This window comes from Serratia sp. CC22-02 (assembly GCF_900182895.1).
In the GTDB taxonomy this organism is placed as follows: Bacteria; Pseudomonadota; Gammaproteobacteria; order Enterobacterales; family Enterobacteriaceae; genus Serratia; species Serratia nevei.
Map to the genome: position 1 here is coordinate 142463 of NZ_FXUD01000002.1, position 23593 is coordinate 166055.

23 protein-coding genes are annotated in these 23593 nt (G+C 60.8%); 13 read left to right on the forward strand and 10 right to left on the reverse strand.

The genetic code is table 11. From position 1 onward, the window contains the following. Window positions 1-10 precede the first annotated feature (10 nt). Together QOL81_RS07460 and QOL81_RS07465 are read right to left on the reverse strand one after the other, a co-directional pair. On the reverse strand, window positions 11-274 hold the full coding sequence (locus QOL81_RS07460; protein ID WP_060423326.1) for a hypothetical protein: 264 nt from the start codon (window positions 272-274) through the stop codon (window positions 11-13). A 132-nt stretch (window positions 275-406) separates the two neighbouring features. After that, on the reverse strand, window positions 407-1663 hold the full coding sequence (locus tag QOL81_RS07465; RefSeq protein WP_049270771.1) for a mechanosensitive ion channel family protein: 1257 nt from the start codon (window positions 1661-1663) through the stop codon (window positions 407-409). Between the two features lie 247 nt (window positions 1664-1910). On the opposite strand from QOL81_RS07465, the gene malZ reads away from it, so the two are divergent. Beyond that, window positions 1911-3734: a maltodextrin glucosidase gene (malZ, locus tag QOL81_RS07470; protein WP_070915529.1), complete on the forward strand. Its 1824-nt coding sequence runs from the start codon at window positions 1911-1913 to the stop codon at window positions 3732-3734. Between the two features lie 53 nt (window positions 3735-3787). Here malZ and ggt read toward each other — a convergent pair whose 3' ends face one another. The 3 genes from ggt to QOL81_RS07485 all read right to left on the reverse strand — a co-directional run bounded on the left by ggt (window position 3788) and on the right by QOL81_RS07485 (window position 7199). Then, window positions 3788-5551, reverse strand: a complete 1764-nt coding sequence (gene ggt / locus QOL81_RS07475; protein WP_283439762.1) for a gamma-glutamyltransferase — start codon at window positions 5549-5551, stop codon at window positions 3788-3790. A gap of 234 nt (window positions 5552-5785) precedes the next feature. Further along, window positions 5786-6388, reverse strand: a complete 603-nt coding sequence (locus QOL81_RS07480; RefSeq protein WP_019454212.1) for a peroxiredoxin C — start codon at window positions 6386-6388, stop codon at window positions 5786-5788. A 229-nt stretch (window positions 6389-6617) separates the two neighbouring features. Further along, window positions 6618-7199, reverse strand: coding sequence for an ACP phosphodiesterase (locus QOL81_RS07485; protein ID WP_169318096.1), 582 nt, complete (start codon window positions 7197-7199; stop codon window positions 6618-6620). 120 nt (window positions 7200-7319) lie between these two features. On the opposite strand from QOL81_RS07485, the gene queA reads away from it, so the two are divergent. The 5 genes from queA (at window position 7320) to secF (ending at window position 12804) form a co-directional block, all read left to right on the forward strand. Beyond that, on the forward strand, window positions 7320-8390 hold the full coding sequence (queA, locus tag QOL81_RS07490; protein WP_151254908.1) for a tRNA preQ1(34) S-adenosylmethionine ribosyltransferase-isomerase QueA: 1071 nt from the start codon (window positions 7320-7322) through the stop codon (window positions 8388-8390). A 72-nt stretch (window positions 8391-8462) separates the two neighbouring features. Beyond that, complete coding sequence (gene tgt / locus QOL81_RS07495; RefSeq protein WP_033647322.1) at window positions 8463-9587, forward strand: tRNA guanosine(34) transglycosylase Tgt; 1125 nt, start codon at window positions 8463-8465, stop codon at window positions 9585-9587. 33 nt (window positions 9588-9620) lie between these two features. Next, on the forward strand, window positions 9621-9953 hold the full coding sequence (gene yajC, locus QOL81_RS07500; protein ID WP_004940391.1) for a preprotein translocase subunit YajC: 333 nt from the start codon (window positions 9621-9623) through the stop codon (window positions 9951-9953). 24 nt (window positions 9954-9977) lie between these two features. Further along, the gene (gene secD / locus QOL81_RS07505) at window positions 9978-11825 is read left to right on the forward strand and encodes a protein translocase subunit SecD (protein ID WP_004940390.1); all 1848 of its coding nucleotides are present in this window, start codon (window positions 9978-9980) and stop codon (window positions 11823-11825) included. Between the two features lie 10 nt (window positions 11826-11835). After that, window positions 11836-12804 carry a protein translocase subunit SecF gene (gene secF / locus QOL81_RS07510; protein ID WP_019454209.1) on the forward strand — a complete coding sequence of 323 codons (969 nt, stop codon included), beginning with the start codon at window positions 11836-11838 and terminating at the stop codon, window positions 12802-12804. 64 nt (window positions 12805-12868) lie between these two features. On the opposite strand, the gene QOL81_RS07515 is transcribed toward secF, so the two are convergent. After that, entirely contained in the window at window positions 12869-13429 is a 561-nt protein-coding gene (locus QOL81_RS07515; protein WP_060440583.1) for a SadB/YajI family lipoprotein, read from the reverse strand. A 175-nt stretch (window positions 13430-13604) separates the two neighbouring features. Between QOL81_RS07515 and nrdR the strand changes: the two genes are divergently transcribed. The 6 genes from nrdR to pgpA all read left to right on the forward strand — a co-directional run bounded on the left by nrdR (window position 13605) and on the right by pgpA (window position 17720). Continuing rightward, the gene (gene nrdR / locus QOL81_RS07520) at window positions 13605-14054 is read left to right on the forward strand and encodes a transcriptional regulator NrdR (protein ID WP_004940387.1); all 450 of its coding nucleotides are present in this window, start codon (window positions 13605-13607) and stop codon (window positions 14052-14054) included. 10 nt (window positions 14055-14064) lie between these two features. Beyond that, window positions 14065-15174: a bifunctional diaminohydroxyphosphoribosylaminopyrimidine deaminase/5-amino-6-(5-phosphoribosylamino)uracil reductase RibD gene (gene ribD, locus QOL81_RS07525; protein ID WP_070915534.1), complete on the forward strand. Its 1110-nt coding sequence runs from the start codon at window positions 14065-14067 to the stop codon at window positions 15172-15174. 107 nt (window positions 15175-15281) lie between these two features. Beyond that, window positions 15282-15752: a 6,7-dimethyl-8-ribityllumazine synthase gene (gene ribH / locus QOL81_RS07530; protein WP_004940385.1), complete on the forward strand. Its 471-nt coding sequence runs from the start codon at window positions 15282-15284 to the stop codon at window positions 15750-15752. A gap of 20 nt (window positions 15753-15772) precedes the next feature. Then, a complete protein-coding gene (nusB, locus tag QOL81_RS07535; RefSeq protein ID WP_004940384.1) occupies window positions 15773-16189 on the forward strand; it encodes a transcription antitermination factor NusB in 417 nt (138 codons plus the stop codon). Between the two features lie 51 nt (window positions 16190-16240). Then, entirely contained in the window at window positions 16241-17233 is a 993-nt protein-coding gene (gene thiL / locus QOL81_RS07540; RefSeq protein ID WP_070915536.1) for a thiamine-phosphate kinase, read from the forward strand. Beyond that, window positions 17226-17720, forward strand: coding sequence for a phosphatidylglycerophosphatase A (gene pgpA / locus QOL81_RS07545; protein ID WP_004940382.1), 495 nt, complete (start codon window positions 17226-17228; stop codon window positions 17718-17720). The genes thiL and pgpA overlap by 8 nt, the downstream gene beginning before the upstream one ends. 33 nt (window positions 17721-17753) lie before the next feature. Here pgpA and QOL81_RS07550 read toward each other — a convergent pair whose 3' ends face one another. The 4 genes from QOL81_RS07550 to xseB form a co-directional block, all read right to left on the reverse strand. Continuing rightward, the gene (locus QOL81_RS07550; protein ID WP_070915539.1) at window positions 17754-18728 is read right to left on the reverse strand and encodes an aldo/keto reductase; all 975 of its coding nucleotides are present in this window, start codon (window positions 18726-18728) and stop codon (window positions 17754-17756) included. 113 nt (window positions 18729-18841) lie between these two features. Beyond that, a complete protein-coding gene (dxs, locus tag QOL81_RS07555) occupies window positions 18842-20707 on the reverse strand; it encodes a 1-deoxy-D-xylulose-5-phosphate synthase (protein WP_126171232.1) in 1866 nt (621 codons plus the stop codon). 34 nt (window positions 20708-20741) lie between these two features. Next, window positions 20742-21662, reverse strand: a complete 921-nt coding sequence (gene ispA / locus QOL81_RS07560) for a (2E,6E)-farnesyl diphosphate synthase (protein ID WP_033634008.1) — start codon at window positions 21660-21662, stop codon at window positions 20742-20744. A 5-nt stretch (window positions 21663-21667) separates the two neighbouring features. Then, complete coding sequence (gene xseB / locus QOL81_RS07565; RefSeq protein ID WP_033642062.1) at window positions 21668-21931, reverse strand: exodeoxyribonuclease VII small subunit; 264 nt, start codon at window positions 21929-21931, stop codon at window positions 21668-21670. 160 nt (window positions 21932-22091) lie between these two features. Between xseB and thiI the strand changes: the two genes are divergently transcribed. Next, window positions 22092-23540 carry a tRNA uracil 4-sulfurtransferase ThiI gene (thiI, locus tag QOL81_RS07570; protein ID WP_047728729.1) on the forward strand — a complete coding sequence of 483 codons (1449 nt, stop codon included), beginning with the start codon at window positions 22092-22094 and terminating at the stop codon, window positions 23538-23540. Window positions 23541-23593: the final 53 nt, after the last annotated feature.

The window sequence follows — 23593 nt, forward strand, 5'->3', positions numbered from 1 at the left end:
CGGTGTTTTTTTAGCGTTTGTCTTCCACTTCATCCTCCCCGGCGGCGCGCGCTTCGATACGCATGTCGCCGCCGTTAAGGCGTTCTTCCTCTTCCTCGCCGGCGCAGCGCGCCAGCACTTCGCGAATGTCCTGCATATTGCTGCTGAGGACGCTCAGCGAAGGTTGCAGATTGCGGGGCATGCGGCTTTCGTCCAGCGAAGCGCTGTGCAGGCAGCCGATAAACAGCAGGGTGGCCATCAGGGTAAACAGCCGATGACGTAACCGTTTCAGCAAGGGCTTTCCCTCTCGGTGGTGAAGGTGATGGCGCATTAACGCCGTTTTCGCCGGGGAAAAGAAGGGGATGGAGATATCTGCTGGCAATTGAAAGAACATCATTACCAGCAGACACAGTTACGTCAGCCGACGTCAGGAAGCGTTCGCGTTTTGTAGCAGCATGCCGCGCAGGTCATTGCCGGTTGGCGTTTGATGCACGCGCAGGCCGAACTCGTCGATCACCGCCAGAATATGGTCGAAAATATCCGCCTGAATGCTTTCATACTCCGCCCAGACCGTGGTGTTGGTGAAGGCGTAGATTTCCAGCGGCAGGCCTTCCGGCGTCGGCGCCAGCTGGCGCACCATCAGCGTCATGTTCTGGTGAATGCGCGGGTGAGCGCGCAGATAGGCTTCCAGATAGGCGCGCAGCGTGCCGAGGTTGGTCAGGCGGCGGCCGTTGAGCGGCGAGGCTAGATCGACGGCGATCTCCTGGTTATGCTGGCTCAGCTCCTGGGTCTTGACGTTCAGGTAGCTGTGCAGCAGCGGGTTGCGCTGCAGGCGGCGCTGTTCCTCTTCCGACAGGAAGTGCACGCTGCCGGTGTCGATATTCAGGCTGCGTTTGATGCGACGCCCGCCGGATTCCGACATCGACCGCCAGTTTTTGAACGAGTCGGAGATCAGCGCGTAGGTGGGAATGGTGGTGACGGTGTTGTCCCAGTTACGCACTTTGACCGTGGTCAGGCCGATGTCGGTGACCGCACCGTCAGCGCCGTATTTCGGCATTTCCAGCCAGTCGCCGATCTTCAGCATATCGTTGGCGGAGAGCTGAATGCCGGCCACCAGCCCGAGGATCGGATCCTTGAACACCAACATCAAGACCGCGGTCATGGCACCCAGGCCGCTGAGCAGCAGCAGCGGCGATTTGCCCATCAGCAACGAAACGATCATGATGCCGATCAGGATCGCCGCCACCAGTTTCAGGCCCTGGAAAATGCCGCGCAGCGGCAGCTGATTGGAGATCGGGCTTTGGCGCAGCAGCGCCAGCAGCGTATCCAGCAGCGAGAACAGCGACAGCAGGGTGAAGGCGAGGATCCACACCTGAGCGGCGGTGACGATCACCGCCTGGGTCTGGCTGCCGCTCTGCAACCACAGCGTCGCCTGGATGCTGATGATCACCCCTTGCAGCAGCAGCGCCACGCGCTGGAACAGTTTGTATTGGGTGATGGCCTGTTGCCAGACGCGCTGCGATTGCTGGCCACGGCGCTGAAGGGCGGCCAGCACCACCCGGTGCAGCACCAGGTGGATCGCGACCGAGATCAGGACAATCAACCCCAATACCATCAACAGCGACATCACTCCGCCGAATTCCAAACCAAACTGTTCCAGCCAGCGCGTTATCTGTTGTTGCATTACCGCTCCTTAAAAAATGCGCAAAAAATATCCTGTAAACTTAAAACGCGTTAGCCTAAGGGGTAACGTGCAGGATTTGTGCCTGTTTACCTTTTTTTACATCGGGTTAGCGTTATTTTTCGGTCTCCGCCCCCCGGCTCATCCCCGGGTTTTGCGGCCAGAGAGGAGGGGGAGTTGCACTTAACGTGGCATTGTTCGCTTCTTGAAGAACGCCGTCGATTTCGTTTGGTACAGCAGGAGAAACAGTATGCTTAACGCCTGGCATCAACCGGTCCCGCCTTTTGTGGTGAAGCAAGGGCAACGTTTGGATATCACGCTGTGGTTACAGGGGGATGAACTGCCGGAACGGGTGTTTTTGCGCGCCGAACCGGACAACGAAGAGTGGCTGCTGGTGATGAAAGCGCAGCGCCACGAGGGAATGCGGCGCTACCAGGCCAGCCTGACGCTGAATGAGGGCGAGCCGACGCGGCGTTACTGCTTCAAGCTGCTGTGGGCCGATCGCCAGCAGTGGTTCGGCCCGCAGGGCTGGTCGCCAACGCCGCCGGGCCAGCTGGCGCAGTTCGCCGTCGACGAGCCCGACCATGGCCCCGAGTGGGTGGCGGATCAGCTGTTCTACCAGATTTTCCCCGATCGCTTCGCCAGCAGCGGCGGCGAGCACGGCATCCAAAGCGGCAGCTACCGCCATCACGCGGCCGGCGCCGAGGTGATTCGGCGTGACTGGCAGCACCCGTTGGAGGATCGCCACGCCGCCTCGACCTTTTACGGCGGCGATCTGGACGGCATCAGCGCCAAACTGCCGTATTTGCAGCAGTTGGGCGTGACGGCGCTGTATCTGAACCCGATTTTTACCGCGCCGAGCGTGCATAAGTACGATACCGAGGACTATTACCAGGTCGATCCGCACTTTGGCGGCAACGCGGCGCTGCAGCGTTTGCGAGTGAGCACTCACAAGGTGGGCATGAAACTGGTGCTGGACGGGGTATTCAACCACACCGGCGACTCGCATCCGTGGTTCGACCGCCATCGCCAGGGCGAAAACGGCGCCTGTCACCACCCTGATTCACCGTATCGCGGCTGGTTCAACTTTTACCCGGACGGCCGCGCGCTCGACTGGAAGGGCAACGCCAGCCTGCCGAAGCTCAACTTCGCCGAGCCGCAAGTGGCGGAAGCGATCTATCGCGGAGAAGGCAGCGTGGTGCGCCACTGGCTGCGCCCGCCGTACAGCATCGACGGTTGGCGGCTGGACGTGGTGCACATGCTGGGGGAGAACGGCGGCGCCACCGGCAACCTGCATCACCTGGCTGGCATCTATCAGGCGGTGAAGCAGGAGAACCCTCAGGCCTACGTCTTGGGCGAGCACTTCGGCGACGCGCGCCGCTGGTTGCACGCCGGCGTGGAGGATGCGGCGATGAACTACATGGGGTTCGCGCTGCCGGTGCGGGCATTTTTGGCGGGGCTGGACGTGGCCTATCACCCGGTGCGGCTGGACGCCGCCGGGTGCGCGCAGTGGATGGACGGTTACCGCGCCGGGCTGCCGCACGGCCGCCAGCTGATCCAGTTCAACCAGTTGGACAGCCACGATACCGCGCGTTTTCTCACGCTGTTGCAGGGGAACGCGGCGCGCATGCAAATGGCGGCGGTGTGGTTGCTGAGCTGGATTGGCGTGCCTTGTCTCTACTACGGCGATGAGATTGGTCTGGACGGCGGCAACGATCCGTTCTGCCGCAAGCCGTTCCCGTGGGACGTCGGCGACTGGGACCGGCCGCTGTTGGCGCTGTTCCAGCGCATGGCGGCGCTGCGTAAACAGAGCGTGGCATTGCGTCGCGGCGGCTGTCAGGTGCTGTATGCCAGCGGAGAAACGCTGGTGTTTGTGCGCCTGTATCAGCAGGAGCAGGTGCTGGTGGCGCTGCAGCGCAACGGCAGCGGCCAGGCGCAGCTGCCGCACAACCCGCTGTTGGCGCGCGGCCCGTGGCGGCGTGTGGAAGGGCGGGGAGAGTTGAGCGAAACGGCAGGCGGGCTGCGCCTGCAGCTGGCGGAAGAGTCGGCCACCGTGTGGCGCTGCGAAGGCTAAAGCAACTGCGGGGGCCAAAGGGCCCCCGCGATAAAAGTGAGTAGGCGTTTACATCAGTAACCGACCGCAGAACCTGCCGGGCGACGCACGTCGTTGGCGCCGTACAGATAGCCTTCGCGCACCTTGCCGGAAACCGCCGAGTCGTTGCCGGAGTTGGCCGGGCTGACGCCCGCCGCGCCCGGCAAACCGACCAGAATCAGTTCGGCGGCGCCCCACGGCGTTTGCTCGACCATCTTATAGCCCATGCCGCTCAGCAGCTTCAGCGTATCGGCGGAAACGCCGCGCTGTTCGTAGTACACCTCATCCGGCAACCATTGGTGATGGATGCGCGGTGCGTCCACCGCTTCCTGCGGCGCCATGCCGTGGTCGATCACGTTCAACGCGGTCTGCAGGGTGATGGTGATGATGCGCGAACCGCCCGGTGAGCCCAGTACCATAAAGATCTTGTTGTCCTTGGTCACCAGAGTCGGGCTCATCGACGATAGTGGGCGCTTACCGGGGGCAATGCTGTTGGCTGTGCCCTGCACCAGTCCGTACAGGTTTTTCTCGCCCACTTTAACCGTAAAGTCGTCCATCTCGTCGTTGAGGAAGAAGCCGGTGCCCGGTGCGATCACCACGGCGCCGAAGCGGCCGTTGACGGTATAGGTGGTGGAGACGGCGTTGCCATCGTGATCGACGATCGAATAGTGGGTGGTTTCCGGTTTTTCATGCGGTTCCATGCCGGGCTGCACGTTTTCCGACGGCGTGGCCTTGTCCGCGACGATTTTCTTGCGGATCTGCTCGGCGTAGCTCTTGCTCACCAGCCGGTCGATCGGGTTCTTGATGAATTCCGGGTCGCCGAGGTAGGTGTTGCGGTCCATGTAGGCATGACGCATCGCTTCGGTCATGGTGTGAATGGCCGCCGCCGAGTTGAAGCCCATGCTTTTCAGGTCGTAGCCTTCCACCACGTTGAGGATTTCGCACAGTGTCACGCCGCCGGAGCTGGGAGGCGGCGCCGACACGAACTTGTAGCCGCGATAGCTGCAGGTAATCGGCGGCGTTTCGGTGACCTTGTAATTGGCGAAGTCGGCGGCGGTCAAGATGCCGCCGCTCTGTTTGGCCGCCGCCTCCACCGCCTGCGGGATCTTGCCTTTATAGAAGGCGTCGGTTCCTCCTTTGGCGATGGCTTCCAGCGTATTGGCCAGATCGGTTTGCACCAGCTTGTCCCCCGGCTGCAGCGGGCTGCCGTCCGGGCGCAGGAAGATTTTGGCCGACTCGTGATCCTGTTTGAAGCGTGCGACGGTGGTGTCGAGGATATCGGTATCGGCGCGGGTCAGCACAAAGCCTTCGCGCGCCAGCCTGATAGCCGGCGCCAGCACCTGTTCGCGGCTCAGCTTGCCGTACTTCTCACGCGCGGTTTCCATCCCCAGCACGGTGCCCGGCACGCCCGCCGCCAGATAGCCGTACAGGCTGGCGTCTTTCTTTACCTTGCCGTCGGCATCCAGATACATGTTGGCGCTGGCCGCCGCCGGCGCGGTTTCACGGAAGTTGATGAAGGTGTCGGTGCCGTCCGCCAGGTGGACGGTCATAAAGCCGCCGCCGCCGATGTTGCCGCAGCAGGGGTTAACCACCGCCTGCGCATAGCCCACCGCCACGGCGGCGTCGATGGCGTTGCCACCCATCTTCAGGATATCCACGCCGACCTGCGAGGCCAGGTGTTGCGAGGTGACCACCATGCCGTTTTTGGCTTCCACCGCCGGGTTGGATGCCGCATACAGGCTGCCGCTGACCAGCAGCGCCGCCATGGTCAGGGGTTTGCTCCATTTCTGTAAAAACATAGTTATTCCTACCCTGTCAGTTTTTTATTGTGTTGTGTTTGCTTGCCGCTGTTCACTTGCAAAGCGCGAGCCAGCGTTATTGATAGTAGCCGCAGATGGGCGTGCGCGCGGCGAGCAGGGTGGGAAATGTGAGCGGAAACAGGGAAATAAAGCACTGAAGGTGGGCGGTCTGCCCCATAAAGGGGCATAAAAAAACCGGCCGCGTGGGCCGGTTGATTCACTATCAGGCTGAAATTACAGCTTGGCAGCGTTTTCAGACAGGTATTTTGCAACGCCGTCTGGGGAAGCGCCCATACCTGCTTTGCCTTTTTCCCACTGAGCCGGGCACACTTCACCGTGCTCTTCGTGGAATTGCAGCGCGTCAACGGTACGGATCATTTCGTCGATGTTACGGCCGATTGGCAGGTCGTTAACAACCTGAGCACGCACGATGCCGTCTTTGTCGATCAGGAAGGAGCCGCGCAGCGCAACGCCGGCTTCCGGGTGTTCGATGCCGTAAGCTTTCTGGATTTCACGCTTGATGTCAGCAACCATTGCGTATTTCACTTCACCGATGCCGCCTTTGTCGACAGGGGTTTTACGCCATGCGTTGTGGACGAACTCTGAGTCGAAGGAAACGCCAACCACTTCAACGCCACGCTTCTGGAACTCTTCATAGCGGTGATCGAAAGCGATCAGCTCGGAAGGGCATACGAAGGTGAAGTCCATTGGCCAGAAGAACAGCACGGCCGGTTTGCCGTTCAGGTGCTTCTTCAGGTTGAAGTTTTCAACGATTTCGCCGCTACCCAGTACGGCAGCTGCAGTGAAGTCAGGGGCTTGACGAGTTACCAGGACCATAATTACTCCTGTAATAGGTGTTAAAGGGTGGATGTAAAAACAAGGGCCAGTATAGGGGCCGCGACTTGGTGAATAAAGGGTAAAAGACCAATCGATGAGATAGCTTTCACCTATCAAAGTCGTTGATATAATTTAGCGAGCTTTAAAAATAACCTTTTCCCACAAAAGGGCAAGCGGCAAAACGTAAATTCTTGCAAGGCGTTGCAATTTCAATGGCTTGGGCTTGACCTCAGAGCGCTTTGTCCTTCGCCTGCCGCATCATTTGCGGGTAAAACTGCCAGAACTGTGTTTCAAGCTGATGATAATGTTGCTCGACGTCGGCGAACGAGCCGCCCAGCGCATCGAGGCGCGGGCGGCGGCTGGCCATGCCCTGCAGCACCCGGGCGATGAACGGCAATTCGGCGTAGCGCTCCAGCCAGCGTTCCGGCCACAGGTAGCCGTTCAGGTTTTGAAAGCGCGGCGGCGTGAGCGGGAGAAAAGGTTCGATCTGGCTGCGGGCTTCCTGGGTAAACTGGTGCAGGTCGCGCGAAGGCTCCAGCTGCTGCCAGTGGCGCGCCAGAAAATGGTCCCACACCACGTCGAGGGTGATCGGCGCCACGCGGCGGTAGGGGGCGCTGAAATAGTCGCGGCTGGCTTTGACCTGCGGCAGGCTGTCGGTCAGCACGTCGACGCGGCGGTGCATCATGATGCCGGCCACCACGTCGGGCTGGTAGTCGGCGGCGGGGTTGCCGCGCACGAAATCGGCCAGCAGGTTGCCCAGCAGCGAGCTGTCCGCCAGCATGGCCAGGTGAAGATGAGCGAGAAAATTCATCCCTCAACTATACCCGAAGTCAGGCAAATCCTCCTTATTTCTTGCCGCTGACCGCCCCCGGCTTTAGACTAGGCCGCCTGTTTTTTACCAACCAGCCCTAAATTGAAGAAGTGAATACCCATGCGCGTCGCTGATTTTTCGTTTGAACTTCCCGAATCCCTGATTGCCCACTATCCCCAGGCCGAACGCAGCGCATGCCGCCTGCTGCAGCTGGACGGGCCGAGCGGGGCGCTGACGCACGGCGTATTCACCGAACTGCTGGATAAGCTGGAAGCCGGCGACCTGCTGGTGTTCAACAATACCCGCGTGATCCCGGCGCGCATGTTCGGCCGCAAGGTCAGTGGCGGCAAGATTGAAGTGCTGGTGGAGCGCGTGCTGGACGACCATCGCGTGCTGGCGCACGTGCGCGCGTCGAAAGCGCCGAAGCCGGGCGCCGAGCTGCTGTTGGGGGATGACGAGAGCATCGCCGCCACCATGGTAGCGCGCCACGAGACGCTGTTCGAGCTGCGCTTCAACGACGAGCGCGACGTGTTCACTATCCTCAACGCCGCCGGCCACATGCCGCTGCCGCCTTATATCGCCCGCCCGGATGAAGACGCGGACCGCGAGCTGTATCAGACGGTCTACAGCGAGAAACCCGGCGCGGTCGCCGCGCCGACCGCCGGCCTGCACTTCGACGAGCCGCTGCTGGCGGCGCTGCGCGCCAAGGGCGTGGAAATGGCGTTCGTGACGCTGCACGTCGGCGCCGGCACCTTCCAGCCGGTGCGCGTGGAAACCATCGAAGATCACGTGATGCACGCCGAATACGCCGAAGTGCCGCAGGACGTGGTCGATGCGGTGCTGGCCTGCAAGGCGCGCGGCAAACGCGTCGTGGCGGTGGGCACCACCTCTGTGCGCTCGCTGGAAAGCGCCGCGGCGGCCAGCAAAGAGGCGCTGATTGCGCCGTTCTTCGGCGATACCAGCATCTTTATCTATCCAGGCTATCACTATCAGGTGATCGACGCGCTGGTGACCAATTTCCACCTGCCGGAATCGACCCTGATCATGCTGGTGTCGGCCTTCGCCGGCTATAAAAATACCATGAACGCCTATCAGCAGGCGGTGGCCGAGCAGTATCGCTTTTTCAGCTACGGCGATGCGATGTTCATCAGCCGTAACCCGCAGGCGGAAAACGAGTCCGTCGGCGGTTAATTTCCCGGGCTGTGCCCACGGCGCGGCCCCGTTTCAACGACATCAGACTGTTTCTCTGATGCTGGAGGCTTTGTGAAGTACGAATTACAAACTACCGATGGCCGCGCGCGTCGCGGCCGCCTGATCTTCGACCGCGGCGTGGTGGAAACCCCGGCCTTTATGCCGGTCGGTACCTACGGTACGGTCAAGGGCATGACGCCGGAAGAAGTGAAAGAGACCGGCGCACAGATCCTGCTGGGCAACACCTTCCACCTGTGGCTGCGCCCGGGCCAGGAGATCATGAAACTGCACGGCGATCTGCACGACTTCATGCAGTGGCATGGGCCGATCCTTACCGATTCCGGCGGTTTTCAGGTATTCAGCCTGGGTGCGATGCGGAAGATCAAAGAGGAAGGCGTGTACTTCCGCAACCCGATCAACGGCGACAAGGTGTTCCTGAGCCCGGAAAAATCGATGGAAATCCAGTATGACCTGGGTTCCGACATCGTGATGATCTTCGACGAATGTACGCCGTACCCGGCCGACTGGGACTACGCCAAGCGTTCGATGGAAATGTCGCTGCGCTGGGCGGAGCGCAGCCGCAAGCGTTTCGACGAGCTGGAAAATAAAAATGCGCTGTTCGGCATCATTCAGGGCGGTGTTTACGAAGATTTACGTGATGTTTCCGTCAAAGGGCTGGTGGATATCGGCTTTGACGGGTACGCTGTGGGCGGCTTGGCTGTAGGCGAGCCGAAAGAGGATATGCATCGCATTCTTGAACACGTTTGCCCGCAAATTCCGGAAGATAAGCCACGCTATTTGATGGGCGTCGGCAAGCCGGAAGATTTGGTGGAAGGCGTGCGTCGCGGCATCGACATGTTCGACTGCGTCATGCCGACCCGCAACGCCCGCAACGGCCATCTGTTCGTGACTGACGGTGTGGTAAAAATCCGTAATGCCAAGCACAAGGATGATACTTCTCCGCTGGATAAGGACTGTGATTGCTACACGTGTCGCCATTACAGCCGCGCCTACTTGCACCATCTCGACCGTTGCAACGAAATATTGGGTGCTCGACTGAACACGATTCATAACCTGCGTCACTACCAGCGCCTCATGGCGGGTTTACGCCAGGCTATCGAAGAGGGTAAATTAGAGCAGTTTGTTGCGGATTTCTATGGTCGGATCGGCAAGCCGATTCCGCCTTTAAACGCTTGATCTAATAATTGATAACTTAATGAGGGAATTTCAATGAGCTTTTTCATTTCTGACGCCGTCGCATCCGCAGGGGCCCCGGCTCAGGGAAGCCCGTACTCTCTGATCATTATGCTGGTGGTGTTCGGCCTGATCTTCTACTTCATGATCCTGCGCCCACAGCAGAAGCGCGCTAAAGATCACAAGAAGCTGATGGACTCCATCGGTAAAGGCGACGAAGTGCTGACCACCGGCGGCCTGATCGGTCGCGTGACCAAAGTGGCCGACACTGGCATCATCGCCATCGCGCTGAACGACACCACGGAAGTGATGATCAAGCGTGACTTCGTGGCGGCCGTTCTGCCGAAAGGTACCATGAAGGCCCTGTAATCTTTTTTCCCGAAGGGAATTGCCGTGCTAAACCGTTATCCTTTGTGGAAGTATCTGATGTTGATCGTCGTGATCCTCGTCGGTCTGCTTTATGCGCTTCCCAACATCTACGGTGAGGATCCGGCCGTACAAATCACTGGCGCGCGCGGCGTCGCCGCCAGTGAAACTACGCTGGACCAGGTCCGTACCGTATTAGAAAAAGACAACATCGCGAGCAAGTCGATTGCGCTGGAAAATGGCGCCATCCTGGCTCGCTTTAAAGATCCTGACGTTCAGCTGCGCGCCCGCGAAGCGCTGGTGACCGAGCTGGGTGACAAATTCGTCGTGGCGCTGAACCTGGCGCCGGCCACGCCGACCTGGCTGGCCATGCTGGGCGCAGAGCCGATGAAACTCGGCCTGGACCTGCGCGGCGGCGTGCACTTCCTGATGGAAGTGGACATGGACACCGCGCTGAGCAAGCTGCAGGAACAGACCATGGATACCCTGCGCAGCGAGCTGCGTGAGAAGGGCATTCCTTACGCGTCTATCCGCAAGCTGGACAACAACGGCGTGGAAGTTCGCTTCCGTGACGATGCGGCTCGCGACCAGGCCATCAGCTACATCGGCCCGCGTCAGCGCGATCTGGTGCTGTCCGCCAACGGCGCCAACACCATGAAAGCCAACCTGACGGACGCCCGTCTGAGCGAAGCGCGCGAATACGCCGTCCAGCAGAACATCACTATCCTGCGTAACCGCGTCAACCAGCTCGGCGTCGCCGAACCGCTGGTGCAGCGCCAGGGCGCCGACCGCATCGTGGTCGAGCTGCCGGGCATTCAGGACACCGCGCGCGCCAAAGAAATTCTGGGCGCCACCGCGACCCTGGAGTTCCGTCTGGTGAACACCAATGCGGACGCCACTGCGGCGGCCAACGGCCGCGTGCCTGGCGATTCCGAGGTGAAATACACCCGTGACGGCCAGCCGATCGTGCTGTACAAGCGCGTGATCCTGACCGGTGACCACATCACCGACTCCACCTCGAGCACCGACGAATACAACCAGCCACAGGTTAACATCTCGCTGGACAGCGCCGGCGGCACGTCCATGTCCAACTTCACCAAGGACAACATCGGCAAGCCGATGGCGACCCTGTTCGTGGAGTATAAGGACAGCGGCAAGAAAGACGCCAACGGCCGTGCGGTGCTGGTGAAACAGGAAGAAGTGATCAACGTGGCGAACATTCAGTCGCGTCTGGGCAACAGCTTCCGCATCACCGGTATCGGCAACCCGAACGAAGCGCGTCAGCTTTCGCTGCTGCTGCGTGCGGGCGCGCTGATCGCGCCGATTCAGATCGTCGAAGAGCGCACCATCGGTCCAACCCTGGGTCAGCAGAACATCACCCAAGGTCTGGAAGCCTGTCTGTGGGGCCTGGTGGCGTCCATCGTCTTCATGGTGGTCTGGTACCGTAAGTTCGGCGTGATCGCCACCACGGCGCTGGTCGCCAACCTGGTGCTGATCGTCGGCGTGATGTCCCTGTTGCCGGGGGCGACGCTGACCATGCCGGGCATTGCCGGGATCGTGTTGACGCTGGCGGTGGCAGTTGACGCCAACGTACTGATTAACGAACGTATCAAGGAAGAGCTGAAGAACGGCAGGTCCGTTCAGCAGGCGATCCATGAAGGCTATAAAGGCGCGTTCTCCAGTATCGTCGACGCCAACATCACCACGCTGATCACCGCGGTCATCCTGTACGCAGTGGGCACCGGTTCGATCAAAGGCTTTGCGATCACCACCGCTATCGGTGTGGCGACGTCCATGTTCACCGCGATTGTCGGTACCCGTGCCATCGTCAACCTGCTTTACGGCGGCAAACGCATTAACAAGCTGTCTATCTGAGGAGTGCGTTGTGGCACAGGATTATACTGTTGAGCAACTCAACTACGGCCGTAAAGTCTACGACTTTATGCGCTGGGACTACGTGGCCTTCGGCATCTCGTTGGTGCTGTTGGTCGCGTCGATCGCCACCATGTCGGTGCGCGGGTTTAACTGGGGTCTGGATTTCACCGGCGGTACGGTCATTGAAATCAACCTGGAGAAGCCGGCTAATCTCGACCTGATGCGCGACACGCTGGAGAAGGCCGGGTTCCAGGATCCGATCATCCAGAACTTCGGCAGCAGCCGCGACGTGATGGTGCGCATGCCACCGGCGACCGGCACCGCAGGCCAGGAACTGGGCAACAAGGTGATCGGCGTGATCAACGACTCGGTGGATAAAAACGCCACCGTGAAGCGCATTGAGTTCGTCGGCCCGAGCGTGGGCAGCGAGCTGGCGCAAACCGGCGGCATGGCGCTGCTGGTGGCGTTGATCTGTATCCTGATCTACGTCGGTTTCCGCTTCGAATGGCGCCTGGCGCTGGGGGCGGTTATCGCGCTGGCGCACGACGTGATCATCACGCTGGGCGTGCTGTCGCTGTTCCACATCGAGATTGACCTGACCATCGTCGCGTCCCTGATGTCGGTTATCGGTTACTCGCTGAACGACAGCATCGTGGTTTCCGACCGTATTCGTGAGAACTTCCGCAAGATCCGCCGCGGTACGCCTTACGAAATCATGAACGTGTCGTTGACCCAGACGCTGAGCCGTACGCTGATGACTTCCGGGACCACCCTGATGGTGGTGCTGATGCTGTACATCTTCGGTGGCGCGATGCTGCAAGGCTTCTCGCTGGCGATGCTGATCGGCGTGTCGATCGGTACCGTTTCCTCCATCTACGTCGCGTCCGCGCTGGCGTTGAAGCTGGGGATGAAACGCGAACACATGCTGCAGCAAAAAGTGGAAAAAGAGGGCGCAGATCAGCCTTCGATTCTGCCTTAACCATCGCAGTATTCAGCGAAATGAGAAGGAGCGCCGATGGCGCTCCTTTTTTTTGCTTCGGGTTTCAGTGCGGCTGCACCACCGCCGGTTGGGCGGTCGAAACCAGACTGTGCAGGCGGATATAGCCCAGCTGTTCCGGCGTCAGGCCGCTGAAGCGCAGTTCGAAGTCCTGGCCGGGCTTCGGCAGCAGCGAATCGGCGCTGGCGATCGGTTGCGACAGCGCCTCGGCGGTCAACGGCCGGCCGGTGGCTTCATCCAGTGGGCCCCATTCTACCACTGCGTTGAACGGCGGCAGCGTGGCCTGCGAGAGGATGCGCACATGCAGCTGCGCCTGCGTGCCGTTGGCTTCGCTCTTGATGTGGCTCAGCGAAACGCTCAGTTCGCCGAGGCTGCTCTGCAAACGGGCGGCGCTCCGGGCTGCCGGCAGCAGGTAGACGCCGTTGTCGGAGTGCTGATTGAGCTGATTCTGCCGCTCCAGCGCGGTGGTTTGATCGGTCAGCACGCTCACTTTCTGGTTCAGCGCGGCGACCTGATGGCGCAGCTGAGGCACGGCGGCGTTGTGCGCGCAGCCCGTCAACAACACGGCGGCGGCGAGCAGGGCGATTTTGGGGTAACAGGTTGTCATGTCGGCGATTTCCTATGCTGAATCTCCTGCTATCAGCTTAGTCCGCCCGGAGGGGAAAGTCATATCGGTGCCGCTTCCTGGCCGCGTGTCGCAACAAATGGCCGCCGCCCTTTGTTGTGGCTGCACTTCGGGGTAAACTGCTTTTATCTATAAAAAACGTTTATCAGGACGTGTTATGCATTGCCCTTTCTGCGCCGCCGTTGATACCAAAGTCATTGATTCCCGCCTGGTGGGGGACGGTTCGCAAGTGCGCCGTCGCCGCCAGTGTCTGGTGTGCAATGAACGCTTCACCACCTTTGAGGTGGCCGAGCTGGTGATGCCGCGAGTGATTAAAAGCGATGAGGTGCGCGAGCCGTTCAACGAAGACAAACTGCGCCGCGGCATGCTGAAAGCGCTGGAAAAGCGCCCGGTTAGCTCGGACGACGTGGAAAACGCCCTTAACCATATCAAATCCCAACTGCGCGCCACCGGCGAACGCGAAGTGCCGACCAAACTGGTGGGCAATCTGGTGATGGACGCGCTGAAAAAGCTGGATAAGGTCGCCTATATTCGCTTCGCGTCGGTGTACCGCAGCTTCGAAGACGTGCGTGAGTTCGGCGAAGAGATTGCCCGCCTGCAAGACTAAAGGATCTTTCATGCATCACGACGAATTTTACATGGCGCGCGCCTTCGAACTGGCGCGGCTGGGGCGTTTTACCACCGCGCCCAATCCGAACGTCGGCTGCGTTATCGTGCGCGACGGCGAAATTGTCGGTGAAGGCTATCATCTGCGCGCCGGCGAGCCGCACGCAGAAGTGCACGCGCTGCGCATGGCGGGCGACAAGGCGCGCGGCGCCACCGCCTATGTCACGCTCGAGCCGTGCAGCCATCACGGCCGCACGCCGCCCTGTGCCGATGCGCTGGTGGCCGCCGGCGTGACGCGGGTGGTCGCGGCGATGCAAGATCCTAACCCGCAGGTGGCGGGGCGCGGGCTGTACAAGCTGCAGCAGGCCGGCCTCGAGGTGCGGCACGGCCTGATGCTGGCCGAGGCCGAAGCGGTCAATCTGGGCTTCCTCAAGCGCATGCGCACCGGCTTCCCTTACGTGCAGCTGAAGCTGGGCGCGTCGCTGGACGGCCGCACGGCGATGGCCTCCGGCGAGAGCCAGTGGATCACCTCACCCGAAGCGCGTCAGGACGTGCAGCGCCTGCGCGCGCAGAGCGCCGCCATCCTCAGCACCAGTGCCACCGTGCTGGCGGACGATCCGTCGCTGACGGTGCGTTGGGATGAATTGGACGCCGAGACGCAGCGCCTCTATCCGCGCGACAATCTGCGCCAGCCGCTGCGCATCCTGCTCGACAGCCAAAACCGCATTACCCCGCAGCACCGCGTGGTGCAGCAGCCTGGCGCCACCTGGCTGGCGCGCCTGCAGGCGGATGAACAGACCTGGCCGCAAGACGTTGAGCAGTTTATCTGCCCGGCGCACGGCGGCGGCGTCGATCTGGTGGTGATGATGATGCTGTTGGCCAAGCGCCAGGTGAATTCAATCTGGGTGGAGGCGGGCGCATCGCTGGCCGGCGCGCTGCTGCAGGCCGGCCTGGTGGATGAGCTCATTTTGTACATCGCGCCGAAACTGTTGGGCGATAATGGCCGTGGCCTGTGCCACCTACCGGGCCTGGAGCGATTGGCCGACGCGCCGGAATTCGTCTTTAGCGATGTGCGTCAGGTAGGCCCCGATCTGCGTTTGCGCCTGCGGGCGAAACACTGAATCTCGCGCCCGCGCGCCGGTTTTACAAAAGCGCCGCGCAGGCGATGAAAGAATATGATAGAATCCGCCCCCCTGCGGGGTATTGAACCCATTTTTAAGGAAAGCCCATGAAAGTTATCGAAGGTGTTGTTGCTACTCCAAATGCCCGTGTGGCGATCGCAATTGCACGTTTTAACAATTTCATCAACGACAGCCTGCTGGAAGGCGCCATCGACGCGCTGAAACGCATTGGTCAGGTTGCTGACGACAACATCACCGTTGTCTGGGTCCCGGGCGCTTACGAGCTGCCGCTGACGGCGAGCGTATTGGCCAAAACCGGCAAATACGACGCGGTTATCGCGCTGGGCACCGTTATCCGTGGGGGCACCGCGCACTTCGAATATGTGGCGGGCGAAGCCAGCTCCGGCATCGGCAACGTTGCGATGAATGCCGAAATCCCGGTTGCTTTTGGCGTGCTGACCACCGAAAGCATCGAGCAGGCGATCGAACGCGCCGGCACCAAAGCGGGCAACAAGGGCGCTGAAGCCGCGCTGACCGCACTTGAAATGATTAATGTTATCAAAGCTATTAAAGCCTGAATTTAGTTAAGGGGAATTCCGTGAAACCTGCTGCTCGTCGCCGCGCTCGTGAGTGCGCTGTTCAAGCGCTTTACTCTTGGCAGTTGTCTAAAAACGACCTTGCCGATGTTGAACACCAGTTCCTGACGGAGCAGGATGTCAAAGATGTTGACGTCGCCTATTTTCGCGAGTTGCTGTCCGGCGCGGCAGTGAATGCAGGTATGCTGGACGAACTGATGGCGCCCTACCTGTCGCGTCAGCTCGAAGAGCTGGGCCAGGTGGAGCGCGCGGTGCTGCGCGTCGCGCTGTTTGAACTGAAAATGCGCGAAGATGTCCCTTACAAGGTGGCAATCAACGAAGCGATCGAACTGGCGAAAACCTTCGGCGCGGAAGACAGCCACAAGTTTGTGAACGGGGTGCTGGATAAAGTGGCGCCAACCCTTCGCAAGAAAAAGTAAAACTTTAAGGCCGGCATTCCCGGCCTTAATTTCTTCTAGTGGAATATCGATATGGCATGCGGCGAATTTGACCTCATTGCCCGCTATTTTGACCGGTTTAAGCGCGTGCGCCGGGATGTACAGTTGGGCATTGGAGATGACTGCGCACTGCTGGCAGTGCCGGAAAAACAGCTGGTGGCCGTCAGTACCGATACGTTGGTCGCGGGCATTCACTTCCTGCCGGATATCGATCCGGCCGATCTCGGCTATAAGGCGCTGGCGGTCAATCTGAGCGATCTGGCGGCGATGGGCGCCGATCCGGCCTGGCTTTCGCTGGCGCTGACCCTGCCGGAGGTGGACGAGCCCTGGCTGAAGGCCTTCAGCGACAGCCTGTTCGATCAGCTCAACTATTATGGCATGCAGCTGATCGGCGGCGATACCACGCGCGGCCCGCTGAGCATGACGTTGACTATTCAGGGGCTGATCCCGGCCGGCCGGGCGCTGACCCGCAGCGGTGCGCGCATCGGCGACTGGATCTATGTGACCGGCACGCTGGGCGACAGCGCCGCCGGTCTGGCGATCCTGCAGGATCGCCTAGCGGTGAAGGATGCGGCGGCGCGCGATTATCTGGTCGCCCGCCATCTGCGGCCGCAGCCGCGGGTGCTGCAGGGGCAGGCGCTGCGGGATCTGGCCAGCTCGGCGATCGACATCTCCGACGGCCTGATTTCCGATCTGAAGCATATCCTGAAGGCCAGCGACTGTGGCGCGCGCATCGTGCTGGACGAGCTGCCGATGTCGCAGGCGCTGAGCAGCCACGCCGATGCCGAGCAGGCGCTGCGCTGGGCGCTGGCGGGCGGTGAAGATTACGAACTGTGCTTCACCGTGCCGGAGATCAACCGCGGCGCGCTGGAAGTGGCGCTGAGCCACCTCGGGGCCGACTACACCTGCATTGGCCAAATTGGCCCGCTGTCTGAAGGCATCCGCTATTATCGCAACGACGAAGCGGTAGAGCTGGATTGGATTGGGTTCGATCATTTCAACGCGGAGCCGGGCACCCATGGATGAAGCCAAGCGTCGGTTGCGGATGAGCAATCCGTGGCACCTGCTGGCCACCGGGTTTGGCAGCGGTTTGTCGCCGGTGATGCCGGGCACCATGGGATCGCTGGCGGCGATCCCGTTCTGGCTGCTGCTGATCCAGCTACCGTGGCAGCTTTACTCGCTGGCGGTGATGTTCAGCATCTGCATCGGCGTCTATATTTGCCACCGCACGGCAAAAGACATGAAGGTGCACGATCACGGCAGCATCGTCTGGGACGAGTTCGTCGGCATGTGGATCACGCTGATGGCGCTGCCGGTCAACGACTGGCGCTGGGTTGCCGCCGGTTTCGTCATCTTCCGCATTCTGGATATGTGGAAACCGTGGCCGATCCGCTGGTTCGACCGCAACGTGCATGGCGGCATGGGCATCATGGTCGACGATATCATCGCCGGCGTGCTGTCCGCCGGCATCATCTACCTGATTGGGCACCACTGGCCGATCGGGCTGTTCTGACAAACGGGCGCGCTGTTTCGCGCCCGCTTCTCTTTATTCAAATCCCGTCACCCGATGAGGCACGTAAGCCGTCTCCAGCTCCGCGACCTCTTGCGGCGACAAACTCAAATCGACCGCGGCGATGGCGTCGTCCAGCTGTTCGCTGCGCGAAGCGCCGACGATCGGCGCGCTGACCGCCGGTTTGTTCAGCAGCCAGGCCAGCGCGATCTGTGCGCGTGAAACGCCGCGTTCCTCGGCGAGGCTGGCGACGCGCTCGGCGATAATGGCGTCGATGCCTTCAGTGTCTTCGTACAGGCTCTTGCCGAACTGGTCGGAAACCAGCCGCGCGGTGGTTTCGCCCCAGGGGCGGGTCAGGCGGCCACGCGCCAGCGGGCTCCACGGTAGCACGGCGATGCCTTCGGCGGCGCACAGCGGATGCATTTCGCGCTCTTCTTCGCGCTGAATCAGGTTGTATTGATCCTGCATGCTGACGAAGCGCGTCCAGCCGTGCAGATCGGCGGTATACAGCGCCTTGGCGAACTGCCAGGCGTACATCGAGGAGGCGCCGATGTAACGCGCCTTACCGGCTTTCACCACGTCGTGCAGCGCTTCCAGCGTCTCTTCCAGCGGCGTTTCGTAATCCCAGCGGTGGATCTGCAGCAAATCGACATAGTCGGTGCCCAGGCGCCGCAGGCTGTCGTCGATGGACTGCATGATGTTGGCGCGCGATAAACCGCGCTTCAGGTTACTCAGCGGGAAATAGACCTTGGTGGCGACCACCACGTCTTCGCGGCGTGCATAGTCGCGCAGCGCCCGGCCGAGGATTTCCTCGCTGCTGCCGTCGGAATAGCTGTTGGCGGTGTCGAAAAAGTTGATGCCGGCTTCCAGCGCCTGTTTCAGCAGCGGACGGCTGCTCTCTTCCGGCAGCGTCCAGGCGTGATTGCCGCGGTTCGGTTCGCCGTAGGTCATGCAACCCAGGCAGATGCGCGAGACGTTCAGATCGGTGTTGCCCAGTTTCAGGTACTTCATGCTTGCCTCCCATTCACAGCTCAGACAGTAACTGTAGCGCGGATCTCGAGGAGAGGGTGCGGAAACAAAAACGCCCCCGAAGGCGGAGGCGTTTTGTCAGGCGCGAGTGGCGATTACTGCGCCAGCCAGGTTTCGATTTGGCGCTGGATGCCCGCGGCATCCAACCCCAGATCGGCGCGCAGTTCTTCCTGGGTGCCCTGCGAGACGAAGCTGTCCGGCAGGCCGAGGTTCAGCACCGGCACCGGACGGCGTTTGGCCATCAGCAGTTCGTTGACGCCGCTGCCGGCGCCGCCCATGATCGCGTTCTCTTCCAGCGTGACCAGCGTTTCATGGCTGGCGGCCAGTTCGAGCACCAACTGCTCGTCCAGCGGTTTGACGAAGCGCATGTCGACCAGCGTGGCGTTGAGCCCTTCCGCCGCTTGCGCGGCCTCCGGCAGCAGGGTGCCGAAGTTGAGAATGGCGATCTTTTCCCCCTGGCGGCGCACCACGCCTTTGCCGATCGGCAGCAGGCTGAGCGGCTCCAGCGCCGCGCCGGTGCCGGTGCCGCGCGGATAGCGCACGGCGCTCGGGCCGGCATTGTAGTGATAGCCGGTATACAGCATCTGGCGGCATTCGTTCTCGTCGCTCGGCGTCATGATCACCATGGTCGGGATGCAGCGCATGAACGACAGATCGAACGCCCCCTGGTGAGTCTGGCCGTCGGCGCCGACGATGCCACCGCGATCGATGGCAAACATCACCGGCAGGTTCTGGATCGCCACGTCGTGGATCAGCTGGTCGTAGGCGCGCTGCAGGAAGGTGGAATAGATCGCCACCACCGGCTTGTAGCCGCCGATCGCCAGCCCGGCGGCGAAGGTGACCGCGTGCTGCTCGGCAATCGCCACGTCGAAATATTGCTGCGGGTAGTCGCGGGAGAACTGTACCATGCCGGAGCCTTCGCGCATGGCCGGCGTGATTGCCATCAGCGAGCTGTCTTTGGCGGCGGTTTCACACAGCCAGTCGCCGAAGATTTTCGAATAGGTCGGCAGACCGCCGGCACTTTTCGGCAGCGTACCGCTGGCAGGATCGAACTTCGGTACGGCGTGGAAGCTGATGGGATCCTTCTCCGCCGGTGCGTAACCGCGGCCTTTCTTGGTCATGATGTGCAACAGCTGCGGGCCTTTCAGATCGCGCATGTTTTTCAACGTGGCAACCAGCCCCTGCACGTCGTGCCCGTCTACCGGACCGATGTAGTTAAAGCCCAGCTCTTCGAACAGCGTGCCCGGTACCACCATGCCTTTCAGGTGCTCTTCGGTGCGTTTCACCAGCTCCTTGATCGGCGGCACGCCGGCCAGTACTTTCTTGCCGCCTTCGCGCAGGGTGGAGTAAAGCTTGCCGGATAACAGCTGCGCCAGGTGATTGTTCAGCGCGCCGACGTTTTCCGAGATCGACATCTCATTGTCGTTCAGCACCACCAGCATGTCCGGGTTGATGTCACCGGCGTGGTTCATCGCTTCGAACGCCATGCCGGCGGTGATGGCGCCGTCGCCGATCACGCACACCGTGCGGCGGCCTTTGCCTTCACGCTCCGCCGCCACCGCCATGCCGAGGCCGGCGCTGATCGAGGTCGACGAGTGGCCGACCGACAGCACGTCGTATTCGCTTTCGGCGCGCCACGGGAACGGATGCAGGCCGTTTTTTTGCCGAATGGTGGCGATGCGGTCGCGGCGGCCGGTCAGAATTTTGTGCGGGTAGGCCTGGTGGCCGACGTCCCACACCAGGTGATCGAACGGCGTGTTGTAGACGAAATGCAACGCCACCGTCAGTTCGACGGTACCCAGCCCGGAGGCAAAGTGGCCGCTGGAGCGACTGACGCTGTTCAGCAGGTATTGCCGCAGCTCATCGCACAGCTTCGGCAAGCTCTCTTTGGGCAGTGAGCGGAGTTCCTCGGGGTTTTCCGCTAGCGCCAGGGTTGGGTATTTGGCTATATCAAGACTCATTCGATACTCATATCAGAGGAGTTAACGTCACACGTTAATTGTCGCGTTCAATAATGAAGCTGGCTAACGCTCGCAATGGCGCTGTGTTATAAGATTGCGCTGCCAAAGTGTCCAATGCAGCTAATGCTTCCTGATAGAGATCCCACGCTTTTGCTTTCGCGCTGTCAAGCCCGAGTAACGCCGGGTAGGTACTCTTTCCGTGTTGTTGGTCCGCTCCCTGGCGCTTGCCGATTTTTTCAGTCTCGCCGACAACGTCCAAAATGTCATCCTGTACCTGGAACGCCAGGCCAACCGCAGCGGCGTAACGATCCAGCTGCGGCAGCGCCGCGCGCCCGGCTTCGCCGGCGCTCAGCGCGCCCAGGCGCACCGCCGCGCGGATCAGCGCGCCGGTTTTATGGCGGTGGATCTGCTCCAGCGCCTGCAGATCAACGCGCTTGCCTTCGGCTTCCAGATCCAGCGATTGGCCGCCGCACATGCCGGCTACGCCGCTGGCGGTCGCCAGTTCAGAGACCATCGCCAGCCGATCGCGCAGGGCCACGTCAGGCATTTCGGCATCGGCCAGGATTGAAAACGCCAGCGTTTGCAGCGCATCGCCGGCCAGTATCGCGTTGGCTTCGCCGAATTTAATGTGGCAGGTCGGCTGGCCGCGGCGCAGATCGTCGTCGTCCATCGCCGGCAGATCGTCGTGGATCAGCGAGTAGGCGTGAATGCATTCCACCGCCGCCGCCGGCGCGTCCAGGTTGCTCAGCGACACGCCGAACATCTGGCCGGTGGTGTACACCAGGAACGGGCGCAGGCGCTTGCCGCCCAGCAAGGCGCCGTGACGCATCGCCGCCACCATGTTGCCGTCGTTGAACGGCAGCGGGGCGATGAAGTCCAGCAGCGCGCGATCGGCGCGCTGGCGGAAAATCTGCAGTTGATCGGCAAAAGCGGCCGATGGGGCGATCTCAGACATGTCGGTTACTCGGTATCCGGTGTGAAAGGCGCCAACGCCGCATCGTCGGCGCTGTCGTTAAGGAGTATCTGCACACGCTGTTCCGCCTGTTGCAGTTTCTGCTGGCCCTGACGCGCCAGCTGCACGCCGCGTTCGAATTCGTTCAGCGCGTCTTCCAGCGGCAGTTCGCCTGATTCCAGACGCGTCACGATGCTTTCCAGCTCGCCGAGGGCGCTTTCAAAGCTGGCAGTTTGCTCTGTACTGGCTGATTGTGCTGGTTTTTTCGGCATAATTTTCTTTTTACGTCATCATGTGAACCGTGGCGCCAGAGCCTATCCTAGCGGATCTTGATTAGCAAATCATGGCGCTCATGTGTGGTTTTGTGCGCAGAGCACGGCGATATGGTGATATACTCCGCGCCGTAATTCTTATCTGACAACAAAGACCGCCATGAAGTTTATCATTAAATTGTTCCCGGAAATCACCATCAAGAGCCAATCTGTGCGCTTGCGCTTTATCAAGATTCTCTCGACCAATATTCGCAACGTCCTGAAGCAGTATGATGAAACGCTGGCGGTCGTCCGTCACTGGGATCATATCGAAGTTCGCGCCAAAGATGAAAACCAGCGGCCGATCATTGCCGACGCCCTGACGCGCATTCCCGGTATCCACCATATTCTGGAAGTGGAAGATCGCGCTTATACCGATATCCACCACATCTTCGAGCAGACGCTGGAAGCCTACCGCGCCCAGCTGGAAGGCAAAACCTTCTGCGTGCGCGTCAAGCGCCGCGGCAAGCAGGCGTTCAACTCGCAGGACGTGGAGCGCTACGTCGGCGGCGGCCTGAACCAACACATCGAAAGCGCGCGCGTTAACCTTACCCGCCCGCAGGTCACGGTAAACCTGGAGATCGAAGACGACAAGCTGATGCTGGTCAAACGCCGCCTCGAAGGCATCGGCGGTTACCCGGTCGGCACTCAGGAAGACGTAATGTCGCTGATTTCCGGCGGTTTCGACTCGGGCGTGTCCAGCTACATGCTGATGCGCCGCGGCTGCCGCGTGCACTTCTGCTTCTTCAATCTGGGCGGCGCTGCGCACGAGATTGGCGTGAAGCAGGTGGCGCACTACCTGTGGAATCGCTTCGCCAGCTCGCACAAGGTGCGCTTCGTCGCCATCGACTTCGAGCCGGTGGTGGGTGAGATCCTGGAGAAGGTCGACGACGGCCAGATGGGCGTGGTGCTCAAGCGCATGATGGTGCGAGCCGCTTCGCAAGTGGCCGAACGCTACGGCGTGCAGGCGCTGGTGACCGGCGAGGCGCTGGGGCAGGTCTCCAGCCAGACGCTGACCAACCTGCGTTTGATCGACAATGCGTCCGATACCCTGATCCTGCGTCCGCTGATCTCGCACGATAAAGAGCACATCATCAAACTGGCGCGCGAAATCGGCACCGAAGACTTCGCCAAAACCATGCCGGAATACTGCGGTGTGATTTCGAAGAGCCCTACGGTGAAAGCGATCAAGGCCAAGATCGAAGAGGAAGAGAGCCACTTCGATTTCAGTATTCTCGACCGGGTGGTGAGCGAGGCGAAGAACGTCGATATTCGCTCTATCGCCGAGCAGGCGCAGGAGCAGGTAACCGAGGTGGAAACCGTCGCGGCCTTCGGCGCCGACGAGGTAATCCTGGATATCCGCTCCAACGACGAGCAGGAAGAGAAGCCGCTGCAGCTGGAACAGGTTGAAGTGAAAGCGCTGCCGTTCTACAAGCTGAGCACCCAGTTCGGCGATCTGGATCAGAGCAAAACCTATCTGCTGTATTGCGAGCGCGGCGTGATGAGCCGCCTGCAGGCGCTGTACCTGCTGGAGCAAGGCTTCAGCAACGTGAAGGTTTATCGCCCGTAACGCACGGAGCGGCATAAACGACAAGGGCTGAACCGGTGTTCAGCCCTTTTTTA

Coding starts and splice junctions, on each gene's coding strand:
- QOL81_RS07465 (WP_049270771.1), bottom strand. CDS start 1,663: ATGCAACAACAGATAACGCGCTGGCTGGAACAGTTTGGTTTGGAATTC.
- malZ (WP_070915529.1), top strand. CDS start 1,911: ATGCTTAACGCCTGGCATCAACCGGTCCCGCCTTTTGTGGTGAAGCAA.
- ggt (WP_283439762.1), bottom strand. CDS start 5,551: ATGTTTTTACAGAAATGGAGCAAACCCCTGACCATGGCGGCGCTGCTG.
- QOL81_RS07480 (WP_019454212.1), bottom strand. CDS start 6,388: ATGGTCCTGGTAACTCGTCAAGCCCCTGACTTCACTGCAGCTGCCGTA.
- QOL81_RS07485 (WP_169318096.1), bottom strand. CDS start 7,199: ATGAATTTTCTCGCTCATCTTCACCTGGCCATGCTGGCGGACAGCTCG.
- queA (WP_151254908.1), top strand. CDS start 7,320: ATGCGCGTCGCTGATTTTTCGTTTGAACTTCCCGAATCCCTGATTGCC.
- yajC (WP_004940391.1), top strand. CDS start 9,621: ATGAGCTTTTTCATTTCTGACGCCGTCGCATCCGCAGGGGCCCCGGCT.
- QOL81_RS07515 (WP_060440583.1), bottom strand. CDS start 13,429: ATGACAACCTGTTACCCCAAAATCGCCCTGCTCGCCGCCGCCGTGTTG.
- nrdR (WP_004940387.1), top strand. CDS start 13,605: ATGCATTGCCCTTTCTGCGCCGCCGTTGATACCAAAGTCATTGATTCC.
- ribD (WP_070915534.1), top strand. CDS start 14,065: ATGCATCACGACGAATTTTACATGGCGCGCGCCTTCGAACTGGCGCGG.
- ribH (WP_004940385.1), top strand. CDS start 15,282: ATGAAAGTTATCGAAGGTGTTGTTGCTACTCCAAATGCCCGTGTGGCG.
- thiL (WP_070915536.1), top strand. CDS start 16,241: ATGGCATGCGGCGAATTTGACCTCATTGCCCGCTATTTTGACCGGTTT.
- pgpA (WP_004940382.1), top strand. CDS start 17,226: ATGGATGAAGCCAAGCGTCGGTTGCGGATGAGCAATCCGTGGCACCTG.
- QOL81_RS07550 (WP_070915539.1), bottom strand. CDS start 18,728: ATGAAGTACCTGAAACTGGGCAACACCGATCTGAACGTCTCGCGCATC.
- dxs (WP_126171232.1), bottom strand. CDS start 20,707: ATGAGTCTTGATATAGCCAAATACCCAACCCTGGCGCTAGCGGAAAAC.
- ispA (WP_033634008.1), bottom strand. CDS start 21,662: ATGTCTGAGATCGCCCCATCGGCCGCTTTTGCCGATCAACTGCAGATT.
- xseB (WP_033642062.1), bottom strand. CDS start 21,931: ATGCCGAAAAAACCAGCACAATCAGCCAGTACAGAGCAAACTGCCAGC.
- thiI (WP_047728729.1), top strand. CDS start 22,092: ATGAAGTTTATCATTAAATTGTTCCCGGAAATCACCATCAAGAGCCAA.